Source organism: Pseudoalteromonas sp. P1-13-1a (genome assembly GCF_001401875.1).
Lineage (GTDB): Bacteria > Pseudomonadota > Gammaproteobacteria > Enterobacterales > Alteromonadaceae > Pseudoalteromonas.
This window is the reverse complement of sequence record NZ_LKDV01000004.1, coordinates 52,431-77,414: the sequence shown is the minus strand read 5'-3', so window position 1 is coordinate 77,414 and position 24,984 is coordinate 52,431. Positions and strand designations below refer to the sequence as shown.

Genomic DNA, 24,984 nt, shown 5'->3' with positions numbered 1-24,984 from the left:
TAAAGATTTACAAAAATTTTGTTTCCCAGTGTGAAAACTGAATTTATTAAAAATATATGTTGCATGCGAGTTAATTATGAAATAACCTCGAATGAATTACTCATGGTTAATTGTTAACAATTTAGAGGGATTCTTTAATTGTTGATTTTGAATTAATACACACAATGATAACAACAAAATTGGATAAAGATGTATGAATGGTAGCAACCGTAATGTGTTCTTTTTTGCCTTGGTCGTCGCCTTTGGCGGTTTTATCTTTGGTTTAGATGCTGCTTTGATCTCAGGAACGGTACGTTTTGTATCTGCTGAATTTTACTTAACGGATATACAAATTGGTACAGTCGTCAGTGCTCCTGGTTTTGGGGTGTTATTTGCACTGCTGATCACCGGTTATATATGCAATGTGTTTGGTCGTAAGAATACACTCATTGGCATTGCATTCATTTATATTTTTTCTGCTATATCTTCGGTTTTAGCGCCGAGCTATGAAGCGTTGGTCATTGCGCGTTTTATTGGTGGTTTAGCGTTTACCTCTTTATCTGTTGCAGCTATGTATATCGGTGAAGTATCGCCTGCTAAATACCGTGGCAAACTGGTCTCTATGATCCAAATAAATATTGTTGTTGGTTTATCTACAGCCTATTTTGCAAATTATTTACTAGTTGAGTTATCTCAAAGTAGCTATCAATGGGTAAGCACTTACGCTATGCAAGATAACTTATGGCGCTGGATGCTCGGTGTTGAAATTATTCCAGCTCTACTTTGGTTTTTATTGTTATTTACTATCCCGCAAAGCCCACGTTGGTTGGTAATGAGAGGAAAAGAGTCACGTGCAAAAGCTGTACTGATAAGATTAACTAAAAATAGCACGCTAGCTGATGAGCAACTACAAACAATAAAAACGAGCTTAACCGATTATTCAGATACGGGTAGCTATTTAGCTTCATTTAAACAGTTACTGGATAGTCGTGTTCGTGCTGCAGTGATTATTGCGTTAACAATAGCTTTAGTTCAGCAGGTTACTGGCATTAACGCCATAATGTTTTATGCGCCAACTGTGTTTGAGCAATTAGGTGTTGGTACTGATGCTGCATTTTTAAATGCTGTGTTAATTGGGTTGGTTAGTATTATATTTACAGTAGTTGCAATTGTATTGATCGATAAGATAGGTCGTCGACCTTTAGTTATTGGGGGGTTAGTAACAGCAACATTAAGCTTGTTTATGTGTTATGTCGGTTTTAGCCAAGCTGAATACAGTTTATCAGCAGAGCATATTACTGAATTTTCAAACTTAAATACAGTGTCAGGCTTAGAACAGTTAATAGGCCAAGTATATCAGAGTGATGTTGAGTTCAAGCGTGCTCTGGCTAACGTGTTCTCTGCAGCACAATTACAAGGTTTTGAAAGTGATTTAATTCAACGTGCGGCAACAATTAATGCTCCTTTAATTTCAATTGGAATTGCAGGTTTTATAGCCGCGTTTCACTTTTCAATTGGCCCTATAATGTGGGTGATTTTTTCTGAAATATTTCCAACTCGTATTCGAGGTGTTGCTATTCCAACATTTGCTTTTATTGCCAGTGTTGTGAGCTATTTGATTCAGCAGTTTTTCCCTTGGCAATTAAATAATTTTGGCGCGGCGAATATCTTTTTGTTCTACAGCATTAGCGGTGTAATTGGCTTTATATTGCTTTATAAAATTATGCCTGAGACAAAAAACAAATCGATAGAAGAAATTGAAGAGCAGTTAGCGGGTGTATCAGTAAAAAAAGCATTGGAGGGCGCGTGAGTACCTTATTAGCCATTGGTGAATGCATGGTTGAACTTGTGCCTAAAGGGGTGAGTGAATGCCAGCAGTCTTTTGCCGGAGATACCTATAACGCATTAGTGTATGCCAAACGTTTCGCAGAGCAATTAAATTGTGAGCTTTTTAGCGCTGTTGGTGAAGATATTTTAAGCATTAATATGCTTGAAAAGTGGCAGCAAGAAGGTATTGGCAGCAAAAAAGTGATCAAAACGGCTGATCATAATGTGGGTATCTACGCTATCTCGACTGATCAGCATGGTGAGCGTAGCTTTGATTATTGGCGTAATCAGTCTGCAGCGAAACATATGATGGAATTATATACCAAGCAACCATTTGACTTCGGTTTAGTAAGAAACGATTGGGTATTTTTTAGTGGTATAAGTCTTGCCATTTTAGACGATGAATCAAAGCAACAGTTAGTTTATTTATTAGCCAAATTAAAAGCGCAAGGGTGCATCATTGCTTTTGATCCCAATTACCGTGCGCGCATGTGGCAGTCAAAAGCGCATGCAATTGAGTGGCTAGAGCACGCCTATCAAATAAGTGATGTGGTGCTGCCAGGGCTTGATGAACACTACACTTTATTCGGTCATACAGATGCTAAAGACATTGTTGATTACTGCCAACAATTTGCGATTGATGAAGTGGTAATTAAAGCAGGAAGTAAAGGTATGCAGGTATTTTGTCAAAATATCTTAAGTGCCCAGTGTGTATTTAATCCAGCACCACAACAAGTCGATAGCACAGCAGCTGGGGATTCATTTGCGGGAACCTATTTAGCTGCAAGAATGACGCAGCATGAGCCACAAATCGCTTTAGAAATAGCAGATAAAGTTGCCTCAAAAGTTGTGCAACACCAAGGTGCCATCCTACCTTTTGACGTCTACCAAGCACTTAATTTAAGTAGTGCAAAGTAAGGAATAAATATGACTAATAATCAACAAAAATTGAGTTTAGCGAGCCGGCGAGCAATTGAGCGAGGCTATGATAAAAAAAGCCCACATTGGTTAACTGAATTTGATGTAACTCCATTAAAGGGTGACTTTGCATATCAAGAAGGCGTGATCCGCCGCGACCCTTCATCGGTTTTGTATATTGATGGCCTGTATCACTGTTGGTATACAAAAGGCGAAGGTGAAACGTTAGGTTTTAATGCGAATGACCCAGAAGCAAAAGTATTTCCTTGGGATTTGACAGAAGTATGGCATGCCACTTCAAAAGATAGCATTACGTGGCAAGAGCAAGGCGTGGCGATTGCCCGCGGTAAAGCTGGCCAATACGATGATAGAGCTGTATTTACGCCTGAAGTTTTTGCTCATTTAGGGAAATATTATTTAGTGTATCAAACCGTTGAAACACCCTATAGCAATCGCCAGTACGAGCATATAGCCATTGCACAATCAGACTCACCTTATGGCCCATGGCAAAAGTCACCTGCGCCTATAGTCAGTCCAAGTAAAGATGGAGTGTGGTCAGGTGACGAAGATAACCGCTTTGCAGTGAGCAAAAAAGGGAGTTTCGATAGCCATAAAGTGCACGATCCGTGCTTAGTGTTTTTCCAAAATAAATTTTACCTGTATTACAAAGGTGAAACCCAAGGGGAGGGCATGAATTTTGGTGGCCGCGAAATAAAACATGGCGTTGCTATCGCTGACAATGTGTTAGGTCCCTATGTTAAATCTGAATATAACCCTATCTCGAACAGTGGCCACGAAGTCGTTGTGTGGAATTTTAGAGGAGGTATTGCCAGCTTACTAACGACCGATGGTCCTGAAAAAAATACGATTCAATTTGCTAAAGACGGTATTAATTTTGAAATCATGGCACATATCAAAGGTGGCCCGGAGGCCATTGGTTTATATCGCCCAGCAAATGGCTTTGATGAAAACCCAGCACCGGGAATTAGTTGGGGACTTTGCCATAAATACGATGCTAGCTGGAACTGGAACTACATTTGCCGATTTACACCACGTAAACAAGTGCTTGATGCGGGCACATTTCAAAATAGTAACTAAGGTTTGCAGTAGTGAGTAATCAAAACAATCAATTTGATCCGACAGAACATCCACATCGCCGTTTTAATCCTTTATTGGGCGAGTCGGTGTTGGTATCGCCTCACCGTGCTAAACGTCCTTGGCAAGGCCAAGAAGAAAGTGTTGATCATGAAGTAAAACCGGCCTATGACGAAAATTGCTTTTTATGTAAAGGTAACACGCGCATCAATGGTGAAGTAAACCCAGATTATGAGGGAACCTTTGTATTTACTAATGACTTTGCTGCACTGCGTGAAGATGTGCCAAAGGCAAGCAAAAGGGATCCGTTATTTAGCATGCAAACAGAGCGCGGTACAGCACGGGTTATTTGTTTTTCACCGGATCATTCAAAAACTCTGCCTGAGCTCTCGATCAGTGAAATCACTAATGTAGTGGATACTTGGCAGCAGCAATGTGCAGAGCTTTCGCAAACTTACCGTTGGGTACAAGTATTTGAAAACAAAGGTGCTGTGATGGGCTGTTCTAACCCGCATCCACATGGTCAAATTTGGGCTCAACATCAGTTACCTAGTTTAGTTGAGCGTAAGCACGTTAATTTACAAAAATACACTCAACAGCATGGATCAAACTTATTGCTTGATTATGCCAAACGAGAAGTTGAATTAGATGAGCGCGTTGTATGTGTTAATGACGATTGGTTAGTGGTTGTTCCTTATTGGGCAGCATGGCCATTTGAAACACTCCTATTACCTCGCTTTTCCATCACTAGAATGACTGACTTAACAGCATCACAGCAAGCTAGTTTGGCTGAGGTGATCAAACAAATAACGGTCAAATATGACAACCTATTTCAATGTTCATTCGCTTATTCAATGGGTTGGCATGGCGCGCCATACGATGATCAAGATGATTCATTTTGGCAATTACATGGCCAGTTTTTTCCGCCATTGTTGCGCTCTGCAACCGTTAAAAAGTTTATGGTGGGGTATGAAATGATGGCCGAAGCTCAGCGTCATATAACGCCAGAACAAGCAGCCACAATTTTAAAACAGCAATCACTGATGCATTATAAATAGGTGAAGTAATGAACACTGAAAGCAATGCCCGCAACGCATTTTTATCTCACTACGGACGTGATGCTGATTTTGTTGTAAAAGCTCCTGGGCGTGTCAATTTAATTGGTGAACACACTGATTATAACGATGGTTTTGTACTGCCTTGTGCAATTGAGTACGCCACTTATATTGCCGTTGCGCCGCGTACTGACTCAACTGTAAATGTATTAGCCCTTGATTGTAATAATGAATTTGACAGCTTCGAGCTTGGCCAAGTACTTGCTCATCATCCAAGCCAGAGCTGGAGCAATTATGTCCGCGGGGTGGTTGATGAATTACAAAAGCGGGGTCATGTTTTATCGGGCTGTGATATTTGTATTACCGGTAATGTGCCACAAGGGGCTGGGCTTAGTTCATCTGCTGCACTGGAAGTGGGGATTGCTTTCGCGTTTAATCATTTATGTGATTTATTTATTGAACGTAAAGAAATAGCTGTAATTGGACAAGCAGCTGAGAACAATTTTGTAGGTTGTAACTGCGGTATTATGGATCAACTAATTTCGGCTTGCGGTCAACGAGGTCAAGCTTTAGGAATTGATTGCCAGTCTTTAGATTTAATTGAAGTGAGCATTAATGAAGGTATGACCATCATGATGATCAATTCAAATGTAAAACGTGGTTTAGTTGATAGCGAATACAACTTACGCCGCGAACAATGTTATGCCGGTGCAGAGGCATTTTCAAAACCAAGCTTACGTCATGTCTCAATTGAAGAATATGAAGCTAATAAAGCACAATTAGATGAGCAAGTTGCAAAGCGCGTTGAACACATAGTGTATGAAAACGCGCGAACCCTATCGGCAATGCAAGCCTTTACAAATAACGATATTGCAACGTTAAGTAGACTGATGACACAAAGCCATCAGTCTATGCGCGATTTATTTGAAATTACCACCGCAGAAATAGATACCCTTGTGTCAATAATTGACAGTGTATTGGGTGACAAAGGTGGAGTACGTATGACAGGTGGCGGCTTTGGCGGCTGTGTGGTGGCGTTTGTACCTAATTGTATGGTCGAAGAGGTTAGTGCTGCAATAGAAGCTAAGTATCAGCAACAAACCGGTATTAAAGAAACTATTTACACAAGCGTACCTTCAGCTGGTGTATCACTTATAAGAGCGTAAGGACAACCTCATGAAAAAAGTACTGGTAACAGGTGGTGCAGGCTATATAGGAAGCCATACTGTTTTAAGCTTATTAAATGATGGTTTTGACGTAGTAGTAATAGACGATTTAAGTAACGCGAGCCGTGAATCGCTAACTCGCGTAGAAGCGTTATCAAAGCGAAAAGTTGAATTTATTCACGCCAGTTTACTTGATAACGCTAAGTTGTCTGCCACGTTTAGCGAGCACGGGTTTGACTCTGTTATTCACTTTGCAGGTTTAAAAGCAGTAGGCGAATCCATAGGAAAACCACTTGAGTATTACTATACAAATCTGGTGTCTACCTTAAATTTATGTCAATGCATGCTTAAATATAACGTTAATAAACTTGTGTTTAGCTCATCAGCTACAGTTTATGGACAAGGGGCATCAGTTCCTTATACCGAAAGCTTGCCTTTAGGTCGTGCAGCAAGCCCGTATGGGCAAACAAAAGTAATGATTGAGCAAATACTACAGGAAATTGTAGCTTCAAATACTGGCTTACAAGTAGCAAGCTTACGCTACTTTAACCCTATTGGTGCAGATGTTAGCGGCCAAATAGGAGAAGATCCATTGGGTATTCCTAACAATTTAATGCCCTTTATTGCTCAAGTTGCTGTAGGTAAACGTGAAAAGTTAGCTATTTATGGAGGTGATTATCCCACTAAAGATGGTACGTGTGAGCGCGACTATATACATGTGACTGATTTAGCCAATGGCCATATTAGAGCTCTAAAATGGCTTGGCGAACAACATAACGGCTTATATGAAGCATTTAACTTAGGCACTGGTACTCCTTATTCCGTACTTGGCATAGTAAAAGCATTTATTGAGCATACCGGAATTGACATTAATTTTGAGATTGTAAAACGCCGAGAGGGGGATTTAGCAGCTTTTTGGGCTGATTCATCTAAAGCCCAGTCTGTTTTAGGCTGGCAATGTAAATATACCCTCAAAGAGATGATGAAAGACACATGGCGCTGGCAAAGTAAAAACCCCCAAGGCTTTTTAAGCGAGTAACAGTGATGCAGACAATTACGCTCAAGCAGCCCAATGGCCTAAAAGTAACATTAAGTAGCTATGGTGCCACCATTAGAACAATTGAAGCGCCTAATGGTGACCACCTTGCTTTGTGTTATGACAATGAAGCCGATTGGCTAAGTAATAGGGCCTATTTAGGATCAACAGTAGGTCGTGTAGCTAATCGCATTGCTGATAGTAAATATCTCGGTGAACAACGTGTTGTCAATCTTGTGTCTAACGAGGGAGCTAACCAATTACACGGAGGTAAAAAGGGCTTAAGTCATGTTAACTGGCAAGTTCTTGAACACGATTATATCAATAACAAGGTGGTTTTTCGCTATGTGAGTCCTGACAACGAGCAAGGCTATCCTGGTCAGGTTGAATTTATTGTGAGCTATCAGCTTATTGATAACCAGTTGGTGATAACAATGCACGGTGACCCGAGTGAAGTCACGCCAATCAGTTTAACTAATCATATCTATTGGAATTTAGCACTGAGTAATCATCATGACATTACTGAGCATTTCGTGAAATTACCCGCTAGATTAAGGCTCTTAAAAAATGAACAAAAAATCGCAAGTGGGGAGTTTGCTAATGTTTATGATAGCCATTATGACTTTGCAGAATTTACCAAACTAGGCTCAGTTTTAACAGATAATGGCTTTGACGATTATTACTTATTAGACCCTCAAGGGACTCAGCAATTACAACTTCATGGCTCTATTGCTGATAAAAAAACTGGCTATCAAGTTGATATATACTCAACTGCACCTGGTTGTCAGTTCTATACAGGGTTTTACCTTGACCCACAATTCAAACATCTTGATGGTAAACAATTTGGGCCTTATATGGGCTTGTGTATAGAGCCACATGAATTACCCAATGCGGTAAACCACTCCCACTTTTTAAGTACGTTTTATAGCCCCGAGAAACCTTATTACCAGCAAATAAAATACAAAATTCAACTTACATAATAATGGATAAGAGAACTCAAATGAAACGGAGAAACTTTTTAAAGTTAAGTGCAGGGTTAATCGGTTCTAGTATGTTGTCTGGTTGCGCTGGATTTTTTGCATCATATCGCGCAGAACTTGCATCAACATCTCCTCTAGATAATTCGAGGTTTGAGGAACAAATCTGGTTAGGTAAACCATTTTGGGCGAATCGGTTACAAGATTGGCGACGTATAGGTAACGAATTACAGTGCACACGAGAAGGTAAAAGTTTTGAAGCCCGTACTGTCTCTTTATTAACACGTCAGCTAAATAACACCTTACAAAGCGCACGCTTAAAGGCGACTGTACGTAACTTAACCCCGGGTAAAGAGGGTTTTTGTGGTTTTTTATTAGGCATAGGTAAAGGTGAGCTAACAGCGAAAGGTGCTGCACTAGCTCAGCGAGCTGGTGGGGTTAACGGAGGAATAATAGCTGCGTTTGATAGTTCAGGTAAGCTATCTTTTCGTCAGTTTGACGATGAAAATAAGTCACTCGAGTTTACAACAATAAATCGAGATTTGTTTAGTTTAAATCAGTATCAGGATGGTTCATCTATCACCTTGGACTGTCAACTTGACCCAACTGATGCAAATCATTTTGACATTCGTCTAGCAGCGATTGACTCAGCTACAGGGCAAGAACTTGGCTTTGGTGTTTTGCACAATGTTGCTGCAGATAAATTACATGGTGGAATATCTTTATTAAGTTCATCTAACCCTTACAAAAACGGTGCGCGTTGGGGGTTTAGTAATATTGAAACTGGCGGTGAAAAAATCACTGAAAACAATCGTAACTCATTAGGGCCTGTTATGGGCTGTATGTACACTGTTAATAAACATGAATTACGTATGACTTGTCAATTAATGCCTGTTAATTTAGATATAATCAAACAATTACGTCTAGAATTTAAATCTGAAAATGAACAGCGTTGGCGAGCTGGAGCCTCTGGAGTTATTGAAGATGGATTTGTAGCAAAGTTCTCATTAAATAACTGGGACTATTTATCGACCTATCAGTACCGCATTGTTGATGATGCTGCTCCAGATACAACGCTTTATTCAGGTTTAGTTGCAAAAGATCCGCAAAATTCCAAAGAATTCAAAATTGCCCTTTATTCATGCATTATCCCAACATCAAAAAGTTTAGATAATACCAATTATACTCGTCTAATAGCTAAAGAGCGTGATATAGGTCGTTATACTAAGGACAACATTTTATTCCCTCATACTGAGCTAGTTGAAAATGGGGCCTTTCATGAACCCGATATGTATGTTTTTTGTGGCGATCAATACTACGAAACGTATCCAACACGCTATGGACGTGATACCAAAGATGCAAAACTTGACACACTCTACAAGTGGTATCTGTGGTATTGGGCGTTTGCACACCGCATTAAAGATAAACCCACTATTATTTTGGCCGATGATCATGATGTGCTGCAAGGAAACTTGTGGGGAAATAGTGGTGAAAATTCCGACATGCCAAAAGAAGCAGATGGCGGCTTTAAGTGGGATAAAGATTTAGTACGCATGATATACCGCATTCAACATGGGCATAACCCAGAACCTTACGATGCAACCCCCATTAAATACGATATACCAGTAGCGTATGCTGCGTTCGAATATGGCGGGGTAAGCTTTGCCATTGTGGAAGATCGTAAATTTAAATCACCACCTGATTATAAAGCAGATAAATTAAATACCACAGGTGAGTTACTTGGTGAGCGCCAAGAAGCATTTCTAAAAGATTGGCAAACAATGCACCCCGGCAAACCTAAAATTTGTATTACAGCTTCTATATGGGGATCTCCTCAGACGGATAAAAATGGCCACCCGCTGATTGATCATGATTCAAATGGATACCCCGCGGATGGGCGCAAACGTGCCGTTAAGCTTGTAAGTGATGCTAACGCATTGGTCATTGCCGGAGATCAGCATTTAGGCTTGTTAGCCTATCAAGGGATTGATAATTACGATGATGGCAGCTTGTTTTTTGCAGGCCCAGCCAGTGCTGCATTTTGGCAGCGTTGGTTTGAACCTGCAGTTCAATTACCTAATCAGAGAAATAATGATAAAAATACAGGCGATTTTATTGATAGTTTTGGTAATAAAATGCGTGTTTTAGCTGTAGCTAATCCAAAAGTGAGTCACCAAGATTTTGCTGAGCAAAATAATTCATGGGGGAAATTTTTGGCTGATAGAATGCTTAAAAGTGAAGGCTACGGCATTATTAAAGTAAATCATCAGCAACAACACTATCAGTTAGAGTGCTGGGAATGGAATACCAACCCTGCAACAGGTAAACAATTTGCAGGTTGGCCATATGTTAAAAATTTTAACTGATTTAATTTATAAGTTAACTCTAATAATTAGCGTCTGTAACGAGATTTTAACTTATTAGACTATTTAAAAGTTAATTCTTAGAGCAAATAGATAGCGTGCGAGGTTGGGTGTAGTTACTGCTTCGCATTTTTTTATAATTAAATTAATATTGTTAACAAAATACAGTTGACAATGAATTGCTTCTCATACTATTGTTTACAAAATGATAACCTGACAACATAATAAAACCTTCAACGGGGAACACACATGACAACCATAAAGAAAACTTTCAAATTAAGCGCATTGACAGCTGCGCTATTTGCTTCGAATTTGATTTATGCACAACAACAAGAAAATGAAAAAACAGAAGCTGAAGATGATATTGAGATCATTGAAGTAAGCGGTTTAGCTGCAAGTGTAAAAAAATCAATAAACGATAAACGCTTCGCTGAAAACGTGGTTGATTCAATTAATGCTGAGGATATTGGTAAATCGACAGACCAAAACATCGCAGATGCGCTATCGCGTGTAACGGGTGTTTCAGTACAGACTGTCGATGGCGAAGGCGCACGAGTTACAGTGCGTGGTGCTAACTCTCAGCAAAATAATATTAGTATGAACGGTGTACAGCTAGGCTCGACGGGTTATAGCCAAGGGGTGGATTTATCTCAGTACTCATCAGATATTTTGTCTAAGATTGAAGTTGTAAAAACTCCAAGTGCCGATCATGAAGAAGGGGCATTAGGTGCGAATATTAACTTAACCACAACAAAGCCACTCGATTTAAATTATGAAATAAACACAATGACGCTTGAAGGCCGTTACAACGACCTGTCAGAAGAAGATAACTATAAAGTGTCAGGTACTTTTTCTCGTAAGTTTTTTGATGATACGTTTGGTGTGGTTGTTACAGCTGTTAAAGAAACCAATGCTTATCGTAAAGATCAATACTCTGCAACAGAGTGGTTTGCGACAGAATCTCCTCTTGCAACCGATACTAACGGTAATGTTGTCGAAAATGCTGTCGGTATTACGCCGCGTAATGTTCAATATCAATATCATGAAAGTCAAAATGACCGTGTCAATTTAAATTTAGGTCTACAATGGCGTGCTTCAGAGGATACTGAATTTAATTTTAATGCCATTATCGGTAAGCAAGATATTAATAACTCGATGCATGGAATTAATACTCGCTCAGTTGAAACTAAAAACTTAGTGGAAGGTGAGGATCCAGGTTTGGCAGGTGTAACTGCTGCGTTTACAGATCCAGAACAAGATTGGCGAACAATTGATCTAGAAACTAATACTTTTACTAAATTTGTAAATCGTTTCGGCAGCGGTGGCTTAGTGCAATCTGAAGGTGATTTTGAAAATAATAATCAAATATTTTCGTTAGATATGAAGCATAACTTTAGTGATTCATTAACTATGGATGCGGGAGTTGGTTACTCAAAAACAGAACAAATTCCCAATAACTCTGTGTACGTGGGGTTACAAAATTTTGCGAATATTAGTGCATGGAGTTTAAAAAATGTTCCACCTGAAGATATGGAACCTGTTGGTTATGATTGTAGTAGTGGTCTGTGTAATTTAGTAACCGGTACGGGCTTAATTGACTATGGCGAAAATAATACCTTTGGTGATCCAGAAAGCTTATGGGATAACTATAGCACCACAGGATTTAACCCTGACGAATTAAACGCTCAACACTTATCATATATGAGCAGAACTTTAAATCAGGTCGAAGATGAACAAAAGTCGTTATTTGTAGATTTTGATTACGTCTTAGACTCAGATAACTTTCGGTCAATTGAGTTTGGTGCTAAATGGTCTAAACGTTCTAAGTATGTGGATGCCCAGCAAGGTACATTTAATAACGTAGGTGAAGGGGTTGTAGTAACAAATCCAAACACCGGTTTACCAGCAGTACTTGGCAGTGGCCTGCGTGATATTACCGGTGAAATGATAACCGATGGTGAAGAATTTCCAGTTGATGACTTTATGGCTGGCCTCGGTTATAGCCGCGATGCTGTGACAGATGGTTGGAGTAGTTTCTCTGCATTCAAAGCATTTGAAGTTGCTCAGGGTAGCTCTGAGGTGGAATTTAATACTGATGATTCAAATACTCGCAATACAGAATTGGATAACCTAGCATTTTATACTAAATTAAACTTTGAATTGATGGATGGCAAGATCACCGGTGACGTAGGTGTTCGCTATGTCAAAACTACGGTTGAAGTTCAAGGAGCATCTGGTGTGCAGTTTGCTTTTGACCCATCAAATAATGCTCGTTTAATGGACCCATTTAAACTTGCAGAACTTCGTGATACCAGCTTACCACTTTGTTCACCTACCAAGTTTTATGGTGCTAATTATAACGAAGAAATTCGTTGGTCACGTGTCGATGGTTTAGGCTATGACACCCTAGGTACTAATGATAAAAAAGATGATATTGTTATTCCAGATCAGGGCCCATGCCATGATCCAAATGCAATTCAAGGTAGTGAATTCGAATCTGAATGGTATTTATGGCGTCACTCTGATGTATCTACAGAGAAACATTGGATTTACGGTGAACGAGTTTATGATGACGCAGGCAATTTATTACCTACGGAAGATAGAAGCTTACGTTCATTTACTGTTACGGATGAACACGAGTATGATTTATTCTTACCGAGTTTAAACTTAAATTATTTATATAGTGAAGACACAATCATTCGTTTTGCCGCATCAAAAACGATGGCACGCCCACAAATTGATTCTCTTCGCCCAGGCTTTAAAGTGAGAGAAACACAATGGGGTGGTGAAAATAGGAATAATTCTATTACATTAACTAACCCTAAATTAGATCCACTTGAATCGTTTAATCTAGACATATCATATGAGTGGTACTTCAATGAATCGGGTTTATTAGCCGCTACTTTATTTTATAAGGATATGACTAATTTCGAAGAATCAGAAACTATTGTCACTTATATGGATGATTTGCGCGGTGTTGGGTTAGCTGAAGGGGAAACATACGATCCAAACGATCTCGTACTGATTGCTGGCCAAGATAGCTTGGAAGGGTGTATGCCTAAACGTTTCCAAGGTGGTCAGGATTATGAGTTAGACTGGATGTATTCAGGTGATTTAGAGCAGATGTGTGCCAAATTTAATACTACGCGTATTAAAAATGGTAAAGGGGCATCTATCAAAGGTCTAGAGCTACAGTACATGCAAACCTACGACAACTTACCCGGCATTTGGTCTGGTTTAGGTATGCAGGCTAATTATACTTATCAAGATTCAGAGTATGACCAAGAAATCTCTTCTATTGATAGCGATATTAAAGTACCTTCATTAGCTGTTGCATATACGCCTGAGCATAGCTACAACTTAACGGGTTTCTGGGAGAAAAATGGTCATCAGTTACGTTTATCTTATCAAGGTACAACAGACCAGCTAGTGCAACGTTCTTGGGAGAATGGTTCGCTTTGGGAAGAAGGTCGTCAAACCCTTGATTTCTCAGCTAGTTATAAAGTTAATGATAATATCAGTGTTTCTTTCCAAGTCGCTAATTTAACAGATGAGGGAGTTAGACAATACTTTACTAGCCGATTCTTGCAAGCAGGAGGGGTGACTTTTGATGAAGGTAGCCCACTTGAAGGTGACGCAACTAAATCGCGCACGGTTTATCAATATCATACCGGGCGTACATTTAGGTTGAATACCCGTATTAACTTTTAATGTAAAAGTTGGCCGCACTATTAAAGTGCGGCCTTTTTGTATCTGCTAAGAGCAAATACAATATACTCACTAAACTTACCTTTGAAAGACCGAATAACTTCTCTATATACAAACCACTTGGTAATTTATAAATATTGGTACGGCTTTTTACTGTAAATACAAAAAGTTAAATTACATTTTCAATATGAGGCTTGTACAAAAAAGCTATATAGAAGAGATAAATAAGTTCCTTCTTTGGATTGAATCAAGCATTATTTTTATCGTACCTTTTAAAATATGCCCATGCCTAACTTGCTTATATAAGTTGTAATATTGCTTATGCTAATCATATTTACTTGATGAGCTAATTAAGTTTGAGAAGTATCTTTATAGAGAAGATTGAAATACAAAAGTAATCGATGATCACCTGTAGGCCCGTATGACAGTTATCTTGTTTGTATTTACCTGCTAGAGCTGCCTTACAAAGCAAAGTACCTTTTAATCAATTGATCTAAACTTGATTGAACAAAGATAAAAATGAAAAATAAACATTAAATGAAAGGAGTGATATGAGAAACAATGAACGAGTGAAAAGGCCTGTAAATACTTAGGTATTTACAGGCCTTTTATTGATATACAGTGACTAAAATAAACACGTCCTAAAATTGACCAACTTTAATTAGTATATCTGCGTTAATGTTATCTACTCTTTGTTGGCTACCATCGCGCCAAGTTACGATCACTGAAGTCACTTTTTTAGCTTTAGCTAAACCAAAATGAGCTATATTGAGTAAACTTTGAGAGTGCGATGCGCTGTGTGAGCCTATAACTTGGAGTTGCGATGCTGAGTCAGTTGTTAGTTGAATTTTTGCTCCGAGTGGATCAATCCCAGACCTTGAGTAGCCGACTCGCACCAATAAGTAATGACTATCAGCTAATAAGCTATTATTTTCATATAAATGCCATTTACCATTGTCATCATCACCACTGAGCAAATCGAGCTTACCATCTTGATTATAGTCAAAAGCAGCACCCATATCTCCGTGCGAGTCCTGGCCTAATTCGCTAGTCGCATTATGAGTAAGCTCAGGCGTAAATGAATAGTCACCTTGGTTAAGGAGTAACACATCGGCAATGCGCTCTTTTAATTCACCAAACCTATACACCATAAAATCCATTTTGGTATCGTTGTTAAAATCTCCAGGTACCACACCCCAGTTATTCGAATTGGTAGCGACTGGAAGCTGCGCTGAAATATCTACAAGTTTGCCATTGTCATTACGTAACAGTGCATCTGGTAAGGCTAAGTTTTGTGGCTCCCAGTTGCTTTTATAAGAGATAATGTTTTTAAATGAGGCGCGTACATCCCAAGCAAGATTATCTGCAAGCATCCACTCAACACGCCACTGGCCATTACCTATATAACCAATATACCAACCTGTTTTATCAATCTTTACAGGAAAGCCTTGGGCACGGTTTTGTGTGATTTGGACATTATTATCGGGGGTTTCGATCAGCTCTTTGTTTGCACCTAGATAAACAGGCATATGATTGAGTAATTTAGCGCGTGGGAAATGATAAAAATCGCTAAGAATTATATTCTCTTCTGCAATCAATGTAATGCCGTCGTGACTTTTATTACCTTCATCACGAATATCTAACCGTTTAGAGTGGTCATTAAATGAGATACTATTGTTAGCAATAGCATAGTGTGACTTGCCGTGAGCAAGGTAATAATCCATATCACCATCGTTATCAATGTCGGCTTGTGCCATTGCTAGCGTACCAAAGTAGTTTTTTGAGTTATCGGCTAATACATCTTCAGTTACATTGGCAAAGGTGAAATCGTTATTACCTTTGTAAATAATTAACTCACTGTGGCCGTTGAAGCCAAATATATCTAGAATGCCATCGTTATTATAATCGCTTAATAACACCCTCTCAGCGTGTAAGTTTTCAAATTCTTGTGAAGGGTGATAAATAAATTGTCCATTACCCTGGTTTTCGAACAATATATTTCGAGGTGTGTCTTCGTTCACCTGCTTGGCAGCATTGACTTGCATAAAATCAAGGTCGCCATCGTTATCTAAATCAATCCAGCGCACTGAGCGACCTCGAGCCCCCATTTTTGATAACCCTGATTCGACAGTAACATCTGTAAATTTGCCATTATCATTACGAAGAAGCCTTTGAGGCTGTGGTGTTTGACCATTGCCACCACCTAACGCAATTAAAATATCGTTGTCACCATCGTTATCGTAATCACCACTGGCCATACCATGTAGGTCAACTCGAGGATAAATATCAGGCTGTAATGTATATGTATTATCACCATTAGCCAAAAATAAACGTATGGGAGTTGAGTCATGATTCGTCAATAATAAATCATAATGTCCATCATTATCTAGATCTGAAATAGTAGGACCACCGTATTTCCAGTTTTTATCAGTTGTTAAACCCACTTCGACAGAGACATCCTCGAACTTAATTTTAGGTTGGGCTTGCGTACTTGTATTTTGAGTACTGCAGGCTGTAATAGAAAGCGCAATAGAGATAGTACTTAGTTTAAATAGTGTATTACTCATAGAAAAAGGTCCTTATAAGGTGTTGGCTTTGGGCTTAACCAAAGTGAACTCATTAATATAGCTTTCTAAGTTTTCAACAATGTCAGATAAGTTATCGACATTGTTGGTTACTTCGAGTGGTGCTTGCTAAAGGCTGCGCGAAAGTATTGACCAAGCTGACTTACCAGCTTGCTGCTGGGCTTAATAGATGCGCAGATTATAATCTGACATAGGCCTTTTTTTAATGAGGCAATAAGCGCTATAGCTAAGATTCGTGTATTTATTTTATAGTTATTTAGAAATGCCATAATGAATAGTAAATCGTGTTAATTGTTGACAATGTGTTCAGGTTACAGTTTTTTGTTATTACATAGCAACCTTTTTATAACTGTTATAAGTATTTAGATTTCTCTAAATATTGAGGCTTGATGGAAGATATTTGATCATATTATCGGTCGAGATCTTATGATACACCTAACGCTGCTAATAGGGATCGCTTATCTACGCAGTGGGAGGTTATACCTATAAATCAATAATTTATTTTTTGGCAACTAGATTAAAGCTAACTAGTTCTTCTTTAATTTGAACGAGTAGATAAAATTTCTTAAACTTTTTTCAAAACAAATGCTGATATTTATTTAGAAAAGATATATTGTTGTTTACTGTTAACAATATTCAATAAGTGAGATTAAAATTATGAATAAAAATATATCTCGTCGTTCAGTCCTCAAAATGCTAGCAGCTGGTGTTGCTGCTACAGGAATTTCTGGTTGTACTAGTCATTTAGGTGCTATGACTTCAACAGTTACCCGAGGTACGAAGTCTCATCGCGATAATTGGCACAAAACGCATGATAGAGTTTGGCTCGGTAAACAATATTGGGCTAATCCAATGGAGGATTGGCGAGTTGTTAACGGGTCTGCTGAATGTATTAATAGAGGTGGTAATCGTAGTGTTCATTCGCTTACCCACCAAATAGCGCATCTTGATCAACCTTTTACAATGTCTGTGCAAGTATCTCGTTTAGAGCAAAACAGTAACGATGGTGGTGCAGGGATTCGTCTTGGTGCGAAAAGTGAACTCAATGAATACCGTAGTAATTGTTTTGTTCAACAGGGGTACGACCTAGGCATTAAAAATAATAATTTGGTGTTAGGGAATAACACAGTTCCTTTAATGGTTCCTGTAGGGAATCAAGATATTACTTTAACACTGACAGGGGCTCCGCAATCAGGTGCCATGGCTTTAAAGTTAACAGCTAGCTTGACCTTGTCTGGAAAAATTATAGGTACTCTCACTCATTTGACTGCTGCCTCTGAATTATTGGGTAATGTGGCTTTGGTTAGTAATTTCTCGATTCCATCCGTTACATATGAAAATGCACCTGAAGATAAATTGGGCGCACGTTATAAATTTAGTAATTGGACTATGCAAGGTGAAGCTTTTTCAGTAATAGATGAACAGGCGTTTGGTCCAATACTTTGGACCATGTATTCATTAAGCGATACATTGACAAATGAAGGCTTTGTGATGAAATTGAGTGCATACACAGGGCCAATAGGTGAGCAGGATAATCAACAATTAGAACTGCAAGTACAACGTGATAATCAGTGGGTCGCTATCGATTCGCAAGTCATAGACCATGATGGCTGGTTGGCGACTTTTCGTATAGCCAATTGGGATGAAACACGCGATACGCCTTTTCGTGTTATATATCGTGAAAAACACACTGATGGTACGCAAACTCCAGATATATATTCAGGAGTTATAAAAGCTAACCCAGCGAGTGAAAAATTACGAATGGCCGCGCTCACGTGCCAAAATGATTATGGCTTTCCGTACCAACCTGTTGCTCAAAATGTCGAAAAACTAAATCCTGATTTGGTGTTTTTTTCTGGTGACCAAATTTATGAAACCCATGGTGGGTTTGGTGTAATTCGTACCCCAGATAATTTAGCTATTTTAAATTATTTACGCAAATTTTATCAGTTTGGTTGGGCTTTCAAAGAGGTAATGCGGAATCAGCCGACAATTTGTTTACCCGATGATCATGATGTACTCCAAGGTAATTTGTGGGGTGAAGGTGGTGCAAGGATGGAAAACATTTCGAAAGATCCTTCAGCAAGTGTTTTAGGTGGTTACATTGATTCTGCACGTGTGATTAATATGGTACATAGAACGACTCTAAACCATCACCCAGATCCTTATGACCCAACACCAACCAATGGTATTAGTTCGTATTACGGAACGATGTTATACGGCGGTGTTGGTTTTGCTATACTTGCCGATAGGCAGTGGAAAAGTGGTCCTGAACGTATTAATGTTGCGGTAGGAGAAACAGGGCAAGATGAAGATCCGTTTTATTATAATCCAATATTTAATCCTCCTGGCTTAGACCTGTTAGGAAGCCGCCAAGAGAACTTTCTTATAAAGTGGGGTAAAGATTGGCGTGGACATAAATTAAAAGCGGTATTAAGCCAGACTGTATTTGCAGCTATTTCTACTCATCAGCCCTTACCTGATCGTTTCTTGAAGTATGATTTTGATTCAAGTGGCTGGCCTGCCTCTGCACGTAACCGTGCAATTGATGCAATGCGTGACTCTATGGCGTTACATATTTGTGGTGATACCCATTTAGGCTCTTTATCGCAATATGGCGTAAATCAGCAAAGGGATAGCAATTGGGCTTTTTGTACACCAGCTATTTCTGCCGGTTGGCCAAGGTGGTGGAAGCCTGATTCTATGAAGATGCCTTATCAAAATCGCCCTGCACATGGGCTTGCTGAAACAGGCGAGTACAATGATACCTTCGGTAATAAGATTTATGTCTATGCGGTTGGTAATCCAAAGGTTGGAAAATCAAATAACCGCTATGTGAAAGCACATGAGAAAGGAAGTGGTTTTGGTTTTATTACCTTTGACTCTAGAAACCTCACCTACACAATGGAAGCATATCGCTTTTTAATTGATGTAGCTGATAGTAAGGCAAGTAACCAGTTCCCAGGTTGGCCTGTTACAATTCACCAAAAAGAGAACAGAGGAAATAACTTGATAAGTTAAATATTATCAAAATTATTTAGATACTTTCAGCACGGCGGGAGAATTATTCAACCGTCGTTTTTATAGCTTTTAAATGTTTTTATGATTAGATTCATTTAACTTAGAAAAACATTTATTTTAAGAGTTAGTAAGTGAAAATACTTTTAGGCACGAAAATCGGCTTGGCACGGTGCCTAAAATGAATAATCTAAGGTTGTGGTCATTATTTTTGACCTTTATTTTTTAATTTTTCTATAGGGTAGGGATTGCCACTTTTGGTTTGGGTGTTGGTCAAAAAAGAAGGTGAATAAAATTGTAAATTTAGTTTCAGGGCACGTGCACAACATTGGGCACAAAATTACTTTTTAGTTTGATTTTTAGGTGATTTCTCACGCAGAAAACAGCCTAAAATAAAACGTTAATAAATTCTCTTTTATATTTATTTATAGATAAAAATTTTTTTGGGTGATGCGGTAATTCAAGAAAGAATTAAAATTTAATCTTAAGTCTTTGATTTGGTACGACTGAGTGGATTCGAACCACCGACCTCTACCATGTCAAGGTAGCGCTCTAACCAACTGAGCTACAGTCGTATAAATAATAACTTAATTATATTTATTCATAGGGAAGAATAAATTTGGTACGACCGAGTGGATTCGAACCACCGACCTCTACCATGTCAAGGTAGCGCTCTAACCAACTGAGCTACGGTCGTATTACCTAATTAAGATGCGGTGAATATAATTTACCAGCGGCCGCTAATATATAGCGTGGTGAGTGGTGAATCAAGCAAGTTTGTTGCTTTTAGGTTTATTTGCCGTTTTTTTATTCATATTGGGCTGATTTCACACGTTTTATAAAAGTTTTGCCACCAGGTTACGTGTTTTTTGGCTGAGCCTTTAAGCTGGTTTAATAGATTATTTTGCGAATTCTGCGCTATCAAAATGTTTATTTGGCTATTTGTTATGGGTTCGTCAAGCCAAAGTTGGCTATACAGAGGTAATAGTGTTTCAAGGTAGCCTGCTAAATTAGCCTGATAAGGCTGTATTTTTCTGAGGTAAAACTTTTGGAAGACGTTGCTAACTATTGTCGCTACTTTTTTATTTTTTCCTGCTGGGCATATCTCATCAATTGATTGCGACTGAATAAATTGCGTTGCTGAATTATTAAATGCTATTTGCAAACGCGCAGAGTAAATAAGTAATTGGTTAAAACGGTACTTGTTAAGCTGCTCTAACGCGTTAAATATGTCTGCGGAGTTGATTTTTAAATAGTGTTTATTGAGTATGTGGCGCTTTAACTGTACAAGCTTCTGCATGGCCGCTACGGTGTCGCTATACCCAGCCGGCGCCACAGCAAGCTCTGCGCTGCTAGCTTGCCACGTGTTTTTAAGCTCTAATTCGTTATACAGCATTAAATTAAAGTAGTGGTTTAGTGTTTGCTCTTTTTGCGCTTTTGCATTTAATAGGGTTTTGTAAATGTTTGAGTCAGGCTCAAGTGTGCTTAAGCACTGCTGCGCATTTTGCACAAACTCTATTTGATACTTTAAAACACTGGCATAGCCTGCCGTTTTGCCTAGCTGATTATTATGCTCGCTAATAAGTAAGCTGAGTTTACAATGGCTTAGACTGGCAAGTTCGACCAAGCTGATAGTGCTGCCTTTAGTAAGCGTATTTGGGGGTAATAGCGGGCTAATTGGAGCAGGCTTACTTAAGCTTGGGGCCTGGATTTCAAGGGTATTACTTAAGCGTTCTGTGTATGTTTGATACGTGGTGCTGGGCGCTTTTGAACACCCAGCAAGCACGGCGCAACACACAGCTAATAAAAAGCTTAACCATGTTTTGCTAAATAATAATGTAAGGGCTTTTTTATACAAATGGCGCCTGCTTTAATCGCTTATTAACGGTGAACATAAGCCACACAGCAGCAACGGTTAAACCAAAAATAATACCTATCCAAAAACCGTGCGGCCCCATGGCGGGCACAATTAAATCTGTTCTTCCTAATACGTAGCCTAAAGCAAAACCGATTAACCAGTACGATATAAACGTGATATACGATATAGGCTGAGTATGCTTTAAACCCCTTAATATGCCATTGGCAGCGACTTGCAGTGCATCAGGAATTTGATAAATACAGGCTAAAATCATAATAGAGCTAGCTAAGGCAATAACAGCAGGGCTGTCGGTGTATAGTTGGCTTATTAAATTGCGGCCAATAAAGGTTATAAATGCTAAAAATAACGCTATAGCAATGGCTAATATGTAGCTAGTCGATATAGCAGTTTTTAATTGGCTTAAATGGTTTTGACCAAATAAATTACCAATACGAATACTAATGGCGATAGATAAGCTCAGTGGCATCATAAATAATAATGCAGTTACGCTTCCTGCAATTTGATGGCCCGACACTGCAACAGCGCCTAAATGTGCAATAAACAAAGGTATGCACGCAAATAGCGTAATTTCAAAAAAGGTGGCCAACGAAATGGGTATACCTAATTTAGTAATAATGCCAATGGTTTTAATATTGGGCTTTTCAAAATTTGCCAGCAGGGCTTTTGCATCTATTTTTTTACTAAACTGGCAATAGGTTACTTGTGCAACAGCCATTACAGTTAGTACCAATGCCGTAGCAATGCCACACCCCGCACCGCCTAAAGCTGGTAAGCCAAATAAACCATTTATAAAAATATAGTTAGCCGGAATATTAACGCCAAGGCCCAGCAAGCTGATATAAAAAGCCGGTTTTGTCATCCCCATGCCTTCGGTCATATTGCGATAAACGGTAAAAATTAAAAAACCAAAGGCGCCCCATTTCACAAAATGAATATAGTCATGCGCAAGGCTTGCAATAGCGGGGGTTGTATCGAGTTTTAAAATAACAATATCGGCTAGGTTGGCGATACCAAAACCAATTGTGCTTAAAATTGCGGTTAAATACAGTGCTTGCTGAAAATAATGGCTAATGCCTTTTTTATCATTAGCACCTGCAAATTGGGCAATAATCCCAGTTAACGCGAGCAAAATACCTTGCAGCGCTAGTAATAACGGGTTCCATATACCGGTTGCAATCGATAGCGCAGCTAAATCTGTGGGGCTTACTTGGCCTGCCATAATAGTGTCGACCACCGACATTAAAACGAGTGTTACTTGTGCTAAAAATACAGGTACGGCAAGGGTAATTAAACGTTTGGCTTCCCAGCTACTAAAGGTCATAAAAACAGCTATTTGATAAAACAGGGCGCAATTGTAATCGATTGTGTTTCAAATAAAAATCACTGTAGTGAATGATTTTACCCGTTGATACGTTAAACTAGCACTTTGTAATAATTTTAAGTGATTTTATGTTTACAGGAATCGTTCAAACTCAAGCCACTGTTGTATCTACCACACACACTGAAGGGGTTTTACGCTTGGTTGTATCGGTAGGTGATGAATACGTTAAACACCTTGATTTAGGGGCCAGTATTGCAATTAATGGCTGTTGCCTAACAGTGGTTAAAGTAGAATTAAGTAACCATGATGTAGTGGCACAAGTGCACTTTGATGTAATCGATGAAACATTATTACTTACCAATTTAGGCAAGCTTGCAGTAGGTAGTTTAGTCAATTACGAGCGTTCAGTCACTTTTGGTACTGAACTAGGTGGCCATATTGTATCTGGGCACATTCACTGTACTGCCCAAATCAAGCAAATAGTCAAAGAGCAAAACAACTGTAAAATTCAGTTAAGCCTACCGTCTAAATGGCAAAAGTATGTTTTATACAAAGGCTTTGTAGCAATAAATGGCGCAAGTTTAACCGTGGGCGAAATTGACGAGCAGGGGTTTTGGTTACACTTGATCCCCGAAACGCTGGCCATTACAAATTTAGGTAACGCACAAGAGGGTGATGAACTAAATATAGAAGTTGATCAACAAACTTATACCATTGTTAACACGGTAGAAAATTACTTACGCCACCAGGGCTAAAAAATTTGCTCATCGTCGCTGTCTATGTGTAACTCTAATTTTTTATGAGCATGGTCTATATGCATATTTAAATGAATAGGGTTACAACAGGCACTGCATTCTTCAATGTAGTCTTGATCTCCCATGCTTGCGTCGATATCTAGGTGTATGTGGTTGCCACAGTGAGGGCAGGTGATACGTTGTGATAAAAAATCTTTCATAATCACTCCAATAGTACCAAGGTAAGAATTAACTTGTTGATACGCATTAATTAAGTTGTGCGGTTATACTAGCAACAACTTGATGGCTCAAAACTGAACTAAACAACAAGGTATTGAGCCTTAATTACATCCTTTTAACTATAGTGCTGAAGCGACGTTTATGACAGTAACTTTACGCCTTAGAGGCATTATTATTTAAAGCGATAGCAGCGTATCAATATGTTGCTTAGCTTGAGTAAGGTAATGCCCTGCAAAAATATTTGCGTGATTTAAAATAGGGTAAAGCTGGTATATCGCTTTACGCTTATTATAGTTATCGCTTAGTGGGTATTGCGCGTTATAGGCGTTATAAAAATCATCTGGTAAGGGGGCAAATAGCTCACTCATTGCGATATCGACCTCGCGGTCACCGTAATAGCATGCTGGGTTAAACAAGGTGGGTACATTTTTAATAAAACCCATATTTCCACGCCAAAAATCACCATGTACTAAAGAGGGCTGAACTACATGGCTATGTAGTTGCTCTTTTACCAAGTTAATTAATAGCTCAGGCTCTACAAGCTCAATACCTTTCTCGGCTAATAGTTGAAGTTGCCAGCCTATACGCTCTTCTGCGTAAAATAAATCCCACTTTTTATGCCATTGGTTTGGTTGCACGGTTGTGGCTAGGTAGTTATCTTCGTCAAATCCAAACATTGCTTGGTCGTGCTTTTGATGCAGCATAGCCAGTTGCTTACCCATATCGTGCCAATGAGTGTGGGGCTGTTTATCAAGTAGTAACCACTCAAGTACAATAAACGAAAATTCAATATTAGCACCTGTTACAATGCAGTCAGGCACCATAAAAACACTATTTTGGGTAAGCTGTTTAAGCCCAATCGCTTCGCTTTCTAGACGATCTAGCTCGTTTTTAAGGGCTATTTTAACCAGGTAATTGTGCTTACCATCAGTTAATTGATAGAGTTTATCGGTATTTGTACTTTGCAGCTGGCGTTTGTAAGTATGTTTAAAGTCATAATGAATGGCTTGGCTAATGTGCTCGTTTACTGTTTTCCACATATCAATTGCTCGCCTTTTAAACAGATACTTAAACTATGGCAAA

At 39.0% G+C, this 24,984-nt stretch carries 16 protein-coding genes and 2 tRNA genes; 11 read left to right on the top strand and 7 right to left on the bottom strand.

All coding sequences use genetic code 11. The features are described 5' to 3' along the window. The first annotated feature begins 193 nt into the window (after positions 1-193). From AN391_RS04805 to AN391_RS04765, 9 genes are all read left to right on the top strand, one after another. Positions 194-1,789 (top strand): sugar porter family MFS transporter, encoded by a 1,596-nt coding sequence (locus tag AN391_RS04805; protein WP_055014337.1) that lies wholly within the window; start codon positions 194-196, stop codon positions 1,787-1,789. Beyond that, positions 1,786-2,724 (top strand): sugar kinase, encoded by a 939-nt coding sequence (locus AN391_RS04800; protein ID WP_055014336.1) that lies wholly within the window; start codon positions 1,786-1,788, stop codon positions 2,722-2,724. Before AN391_RS04805 ends, AN391_RS04800 begins: the two co-directional genes overlap by 4 nt. Positions 2,725-2,733: 9 nt before the next feature. After that, complete coding sequence (locus tag AN391_RS04795) at positions 2,734-3,822, top strand: family 43 glycosylhydrolase (protein ID WP_055014335.1); 1,089 nt, start codon at positions 2,734-2,736, stop codon at positions 3,820-3,822. A gap of 11 nt (positions 3,823-3,833) precedes the next feature. After that, the gene (locus AN391_RS04790) at positions 3,834-4,877 is read left to right on the top strand and encodes a UDP-glucose--hexose-1-phosphate uridylyltransferase (protein WP_055014334.1); all 1,044 of its coding nucleotides are present in this window, start codon (positions 3,834-3,836) and stop codon (positions 4,875-4,877) included. Between the two features lie 8 nt (positions 4,878-4,885). Next, a complete protein-coding gene (galK, locus tag AN391_RS04785) occupies positions 4,886-6,040 on the top strand; it encodes a galactokinase (RefSeq protein ID WP_055014333.1) in 1,155 nt (384 codons plus the stop codon). Between the two features lie 10 nt (positions 6,041-6,050). Then, entirely contained in the window at positions 6,051-7,079 is a 1,029-nt protein-coding gene (galE, locus tag AN391_RS04780; RefSeq protein ID WP_055014332.1) for a UDP-glucose 4-epimerase GalE, read from the top strand. Between the two features lie 5 nt (positions 7,080-7,084). Further along, positions 7,085-8,056 carry an aldose epimerase family protein gene (locus AN391_RS04775; RefSeq protein ID WP_235576470.1) on the top strand — a complete coding sequence of 324 codons (972 nt, stop codon included), beginning with the start codon at positions 7,085-7,087 and terminating at the stop codon, positions 8,054-8,056. 20 nt (positions 8,057-8,076) lie between these two features. After that, entirely contained in the window at positions 8,077-10,419 is a 2,343-nt protein-coding gene (locus AN391_RS04770; RefSeq protein WP_055014330.1) for an alkaline phosphatase D family protein, read from the top strand. Positions 10,420-10,665: 246 nt separating this feature from the next. Beyond that, complete coding sequence (locus AN391_RS04765; RefSeq protein WP_055014329.1) at positions 10,666-14,127, top strand: TonB-dependent receptor; 3,462 nt, start codon at positions 10,666-10,668, stop codon at positions 14,125-14,127. 638 nt (positions 14,128-14,765) lie between these two features. On the opposite strand, the gene AN391_RS04760 is transcribed toward AN391_RS04765, so the two are convergent. Beyond that, positions 14,766-16,691 carry a CRTAC1 family protein gene (locus AN391_RS04760; RefSeq protein WP_055014328.1) on the bottom strand — a complete coding sequence of 642 codons (1,926 nt, stop codon included), beginning with the start codon at positions 16,689-16,691 and terminating at the stop codon, positions 14,766-14,768. A gap of 675 nt (positions 16,692-17,366) precedes the next feature. On the opposite strand from AN391_RS04760, the gene AN391_RS04755 reads away from it, so the two are divergent. Beyond that, positions 17,367-19,730, top strand: a complete 2,364-nt coding sequence (locus AN391_RS04755) for an alkaline phosphatase D family protein (protein ID WP_055014327.1) — start codon at positions 17,367-17,369, stop codon at positions 19,728-19,730. Positions 19,731-20,225: 495 nt separating this feature from the next. Here AN391_RS04755 and AN391_RS04750 read toward each other — a convergent pair. The 4 genes from AN391_RS04750 to AN391_RS04735 all read right to left on the bottom strand — a co-directional run bounded on the left by AN391_RS04750 (position 20,226) and on the right by AN391_RS04735 (position 22,927). Beyond that, positions 20,226-20,302 (bottom strand) — tRNA-Val (locus AN391_RS04750). A gap of 45 nt (positions 20,303-20,347) precedes the next feature. Beyond that, positions 20,348-20,424: transfer RNA gene (locus AN391_RS04745), tRNA-Val, on the bottom strand. 114 nt (positions 20,425-20,538) lie between these two features. Next, on the bottom strand, positions 20,539-21,585 hold the full coding sequence (locus AN391_RS04740; protein ID WP_055014326.1) for a DUF3080 family protein: 1,047 nt from the start codon (positions 21,583-21,585) through the stop codon (positions 20,539-20,541). Further along, positions 21,578-22,927: an MATE family efflux transporter gene (locus tag AN391_RS04735; protein ID WP_055014325.1), complete on the bottom strand. Its 1,350-nt coding sequence runs from the start codon at positions 22,925-22,927 to the stop codon at positions 21,578-21,580. Before AN391_RS04735 ends, AN391_RS04740 begins: the two co-directional genes overlap by 8 nt. 128 nt (positions 22,928-23,055) lie before the next feature. Between AN391_RS04735 and AN391_RS04730 the strand changes: the two genes are divergently transcribed. After that, positions 23,056-23,682 carry a riboflavin synthase gene (locus AN391_RS04730; protein WP_055014324.1) on the top strand — a complete coding sequence of 209 codons (627 nt, stop codon included), beginning with the start codon at positions 23,056-23,058 and terminating at the stop codon, positions 23,680-23,682. On the opposite strand, the gene AN391_RS04725 is transcribed toward AN391_RS04730, so the two are convergent. Together AN391_RS04725 and AN391_RS04720 are read right to left on the bottom strand one after the other, a co-directional pair. After that, entirely contained in the window at positions 23,679-23,882 is a 204-nt protein-coding gene (locus tag AN391_RS04725) for a CPXCG motif-containing cysteine-rich protein (protein WP_055014323.1), read from the bottom strand. The two genes, AN391_RS04730 and AN391_RS04725, sit on opposite strands and share 4 nt — an antisense overlap. Before the next feature lie 195 nt (positions 23,883-24,077). Further along, positions 24,078-24,941 (bottom strand): fructosamine kinase family protein, encoded by an 864-nt coding sequence (locus AN391_RS04720; protein WP_055014322.1) that lies wholly within the window; start codon positions 24,939-24,941, stop codon positions 24,078-24,080. Between the last annotated feature and the right edge of the window lie 43 nt (positions 24,942-24,984).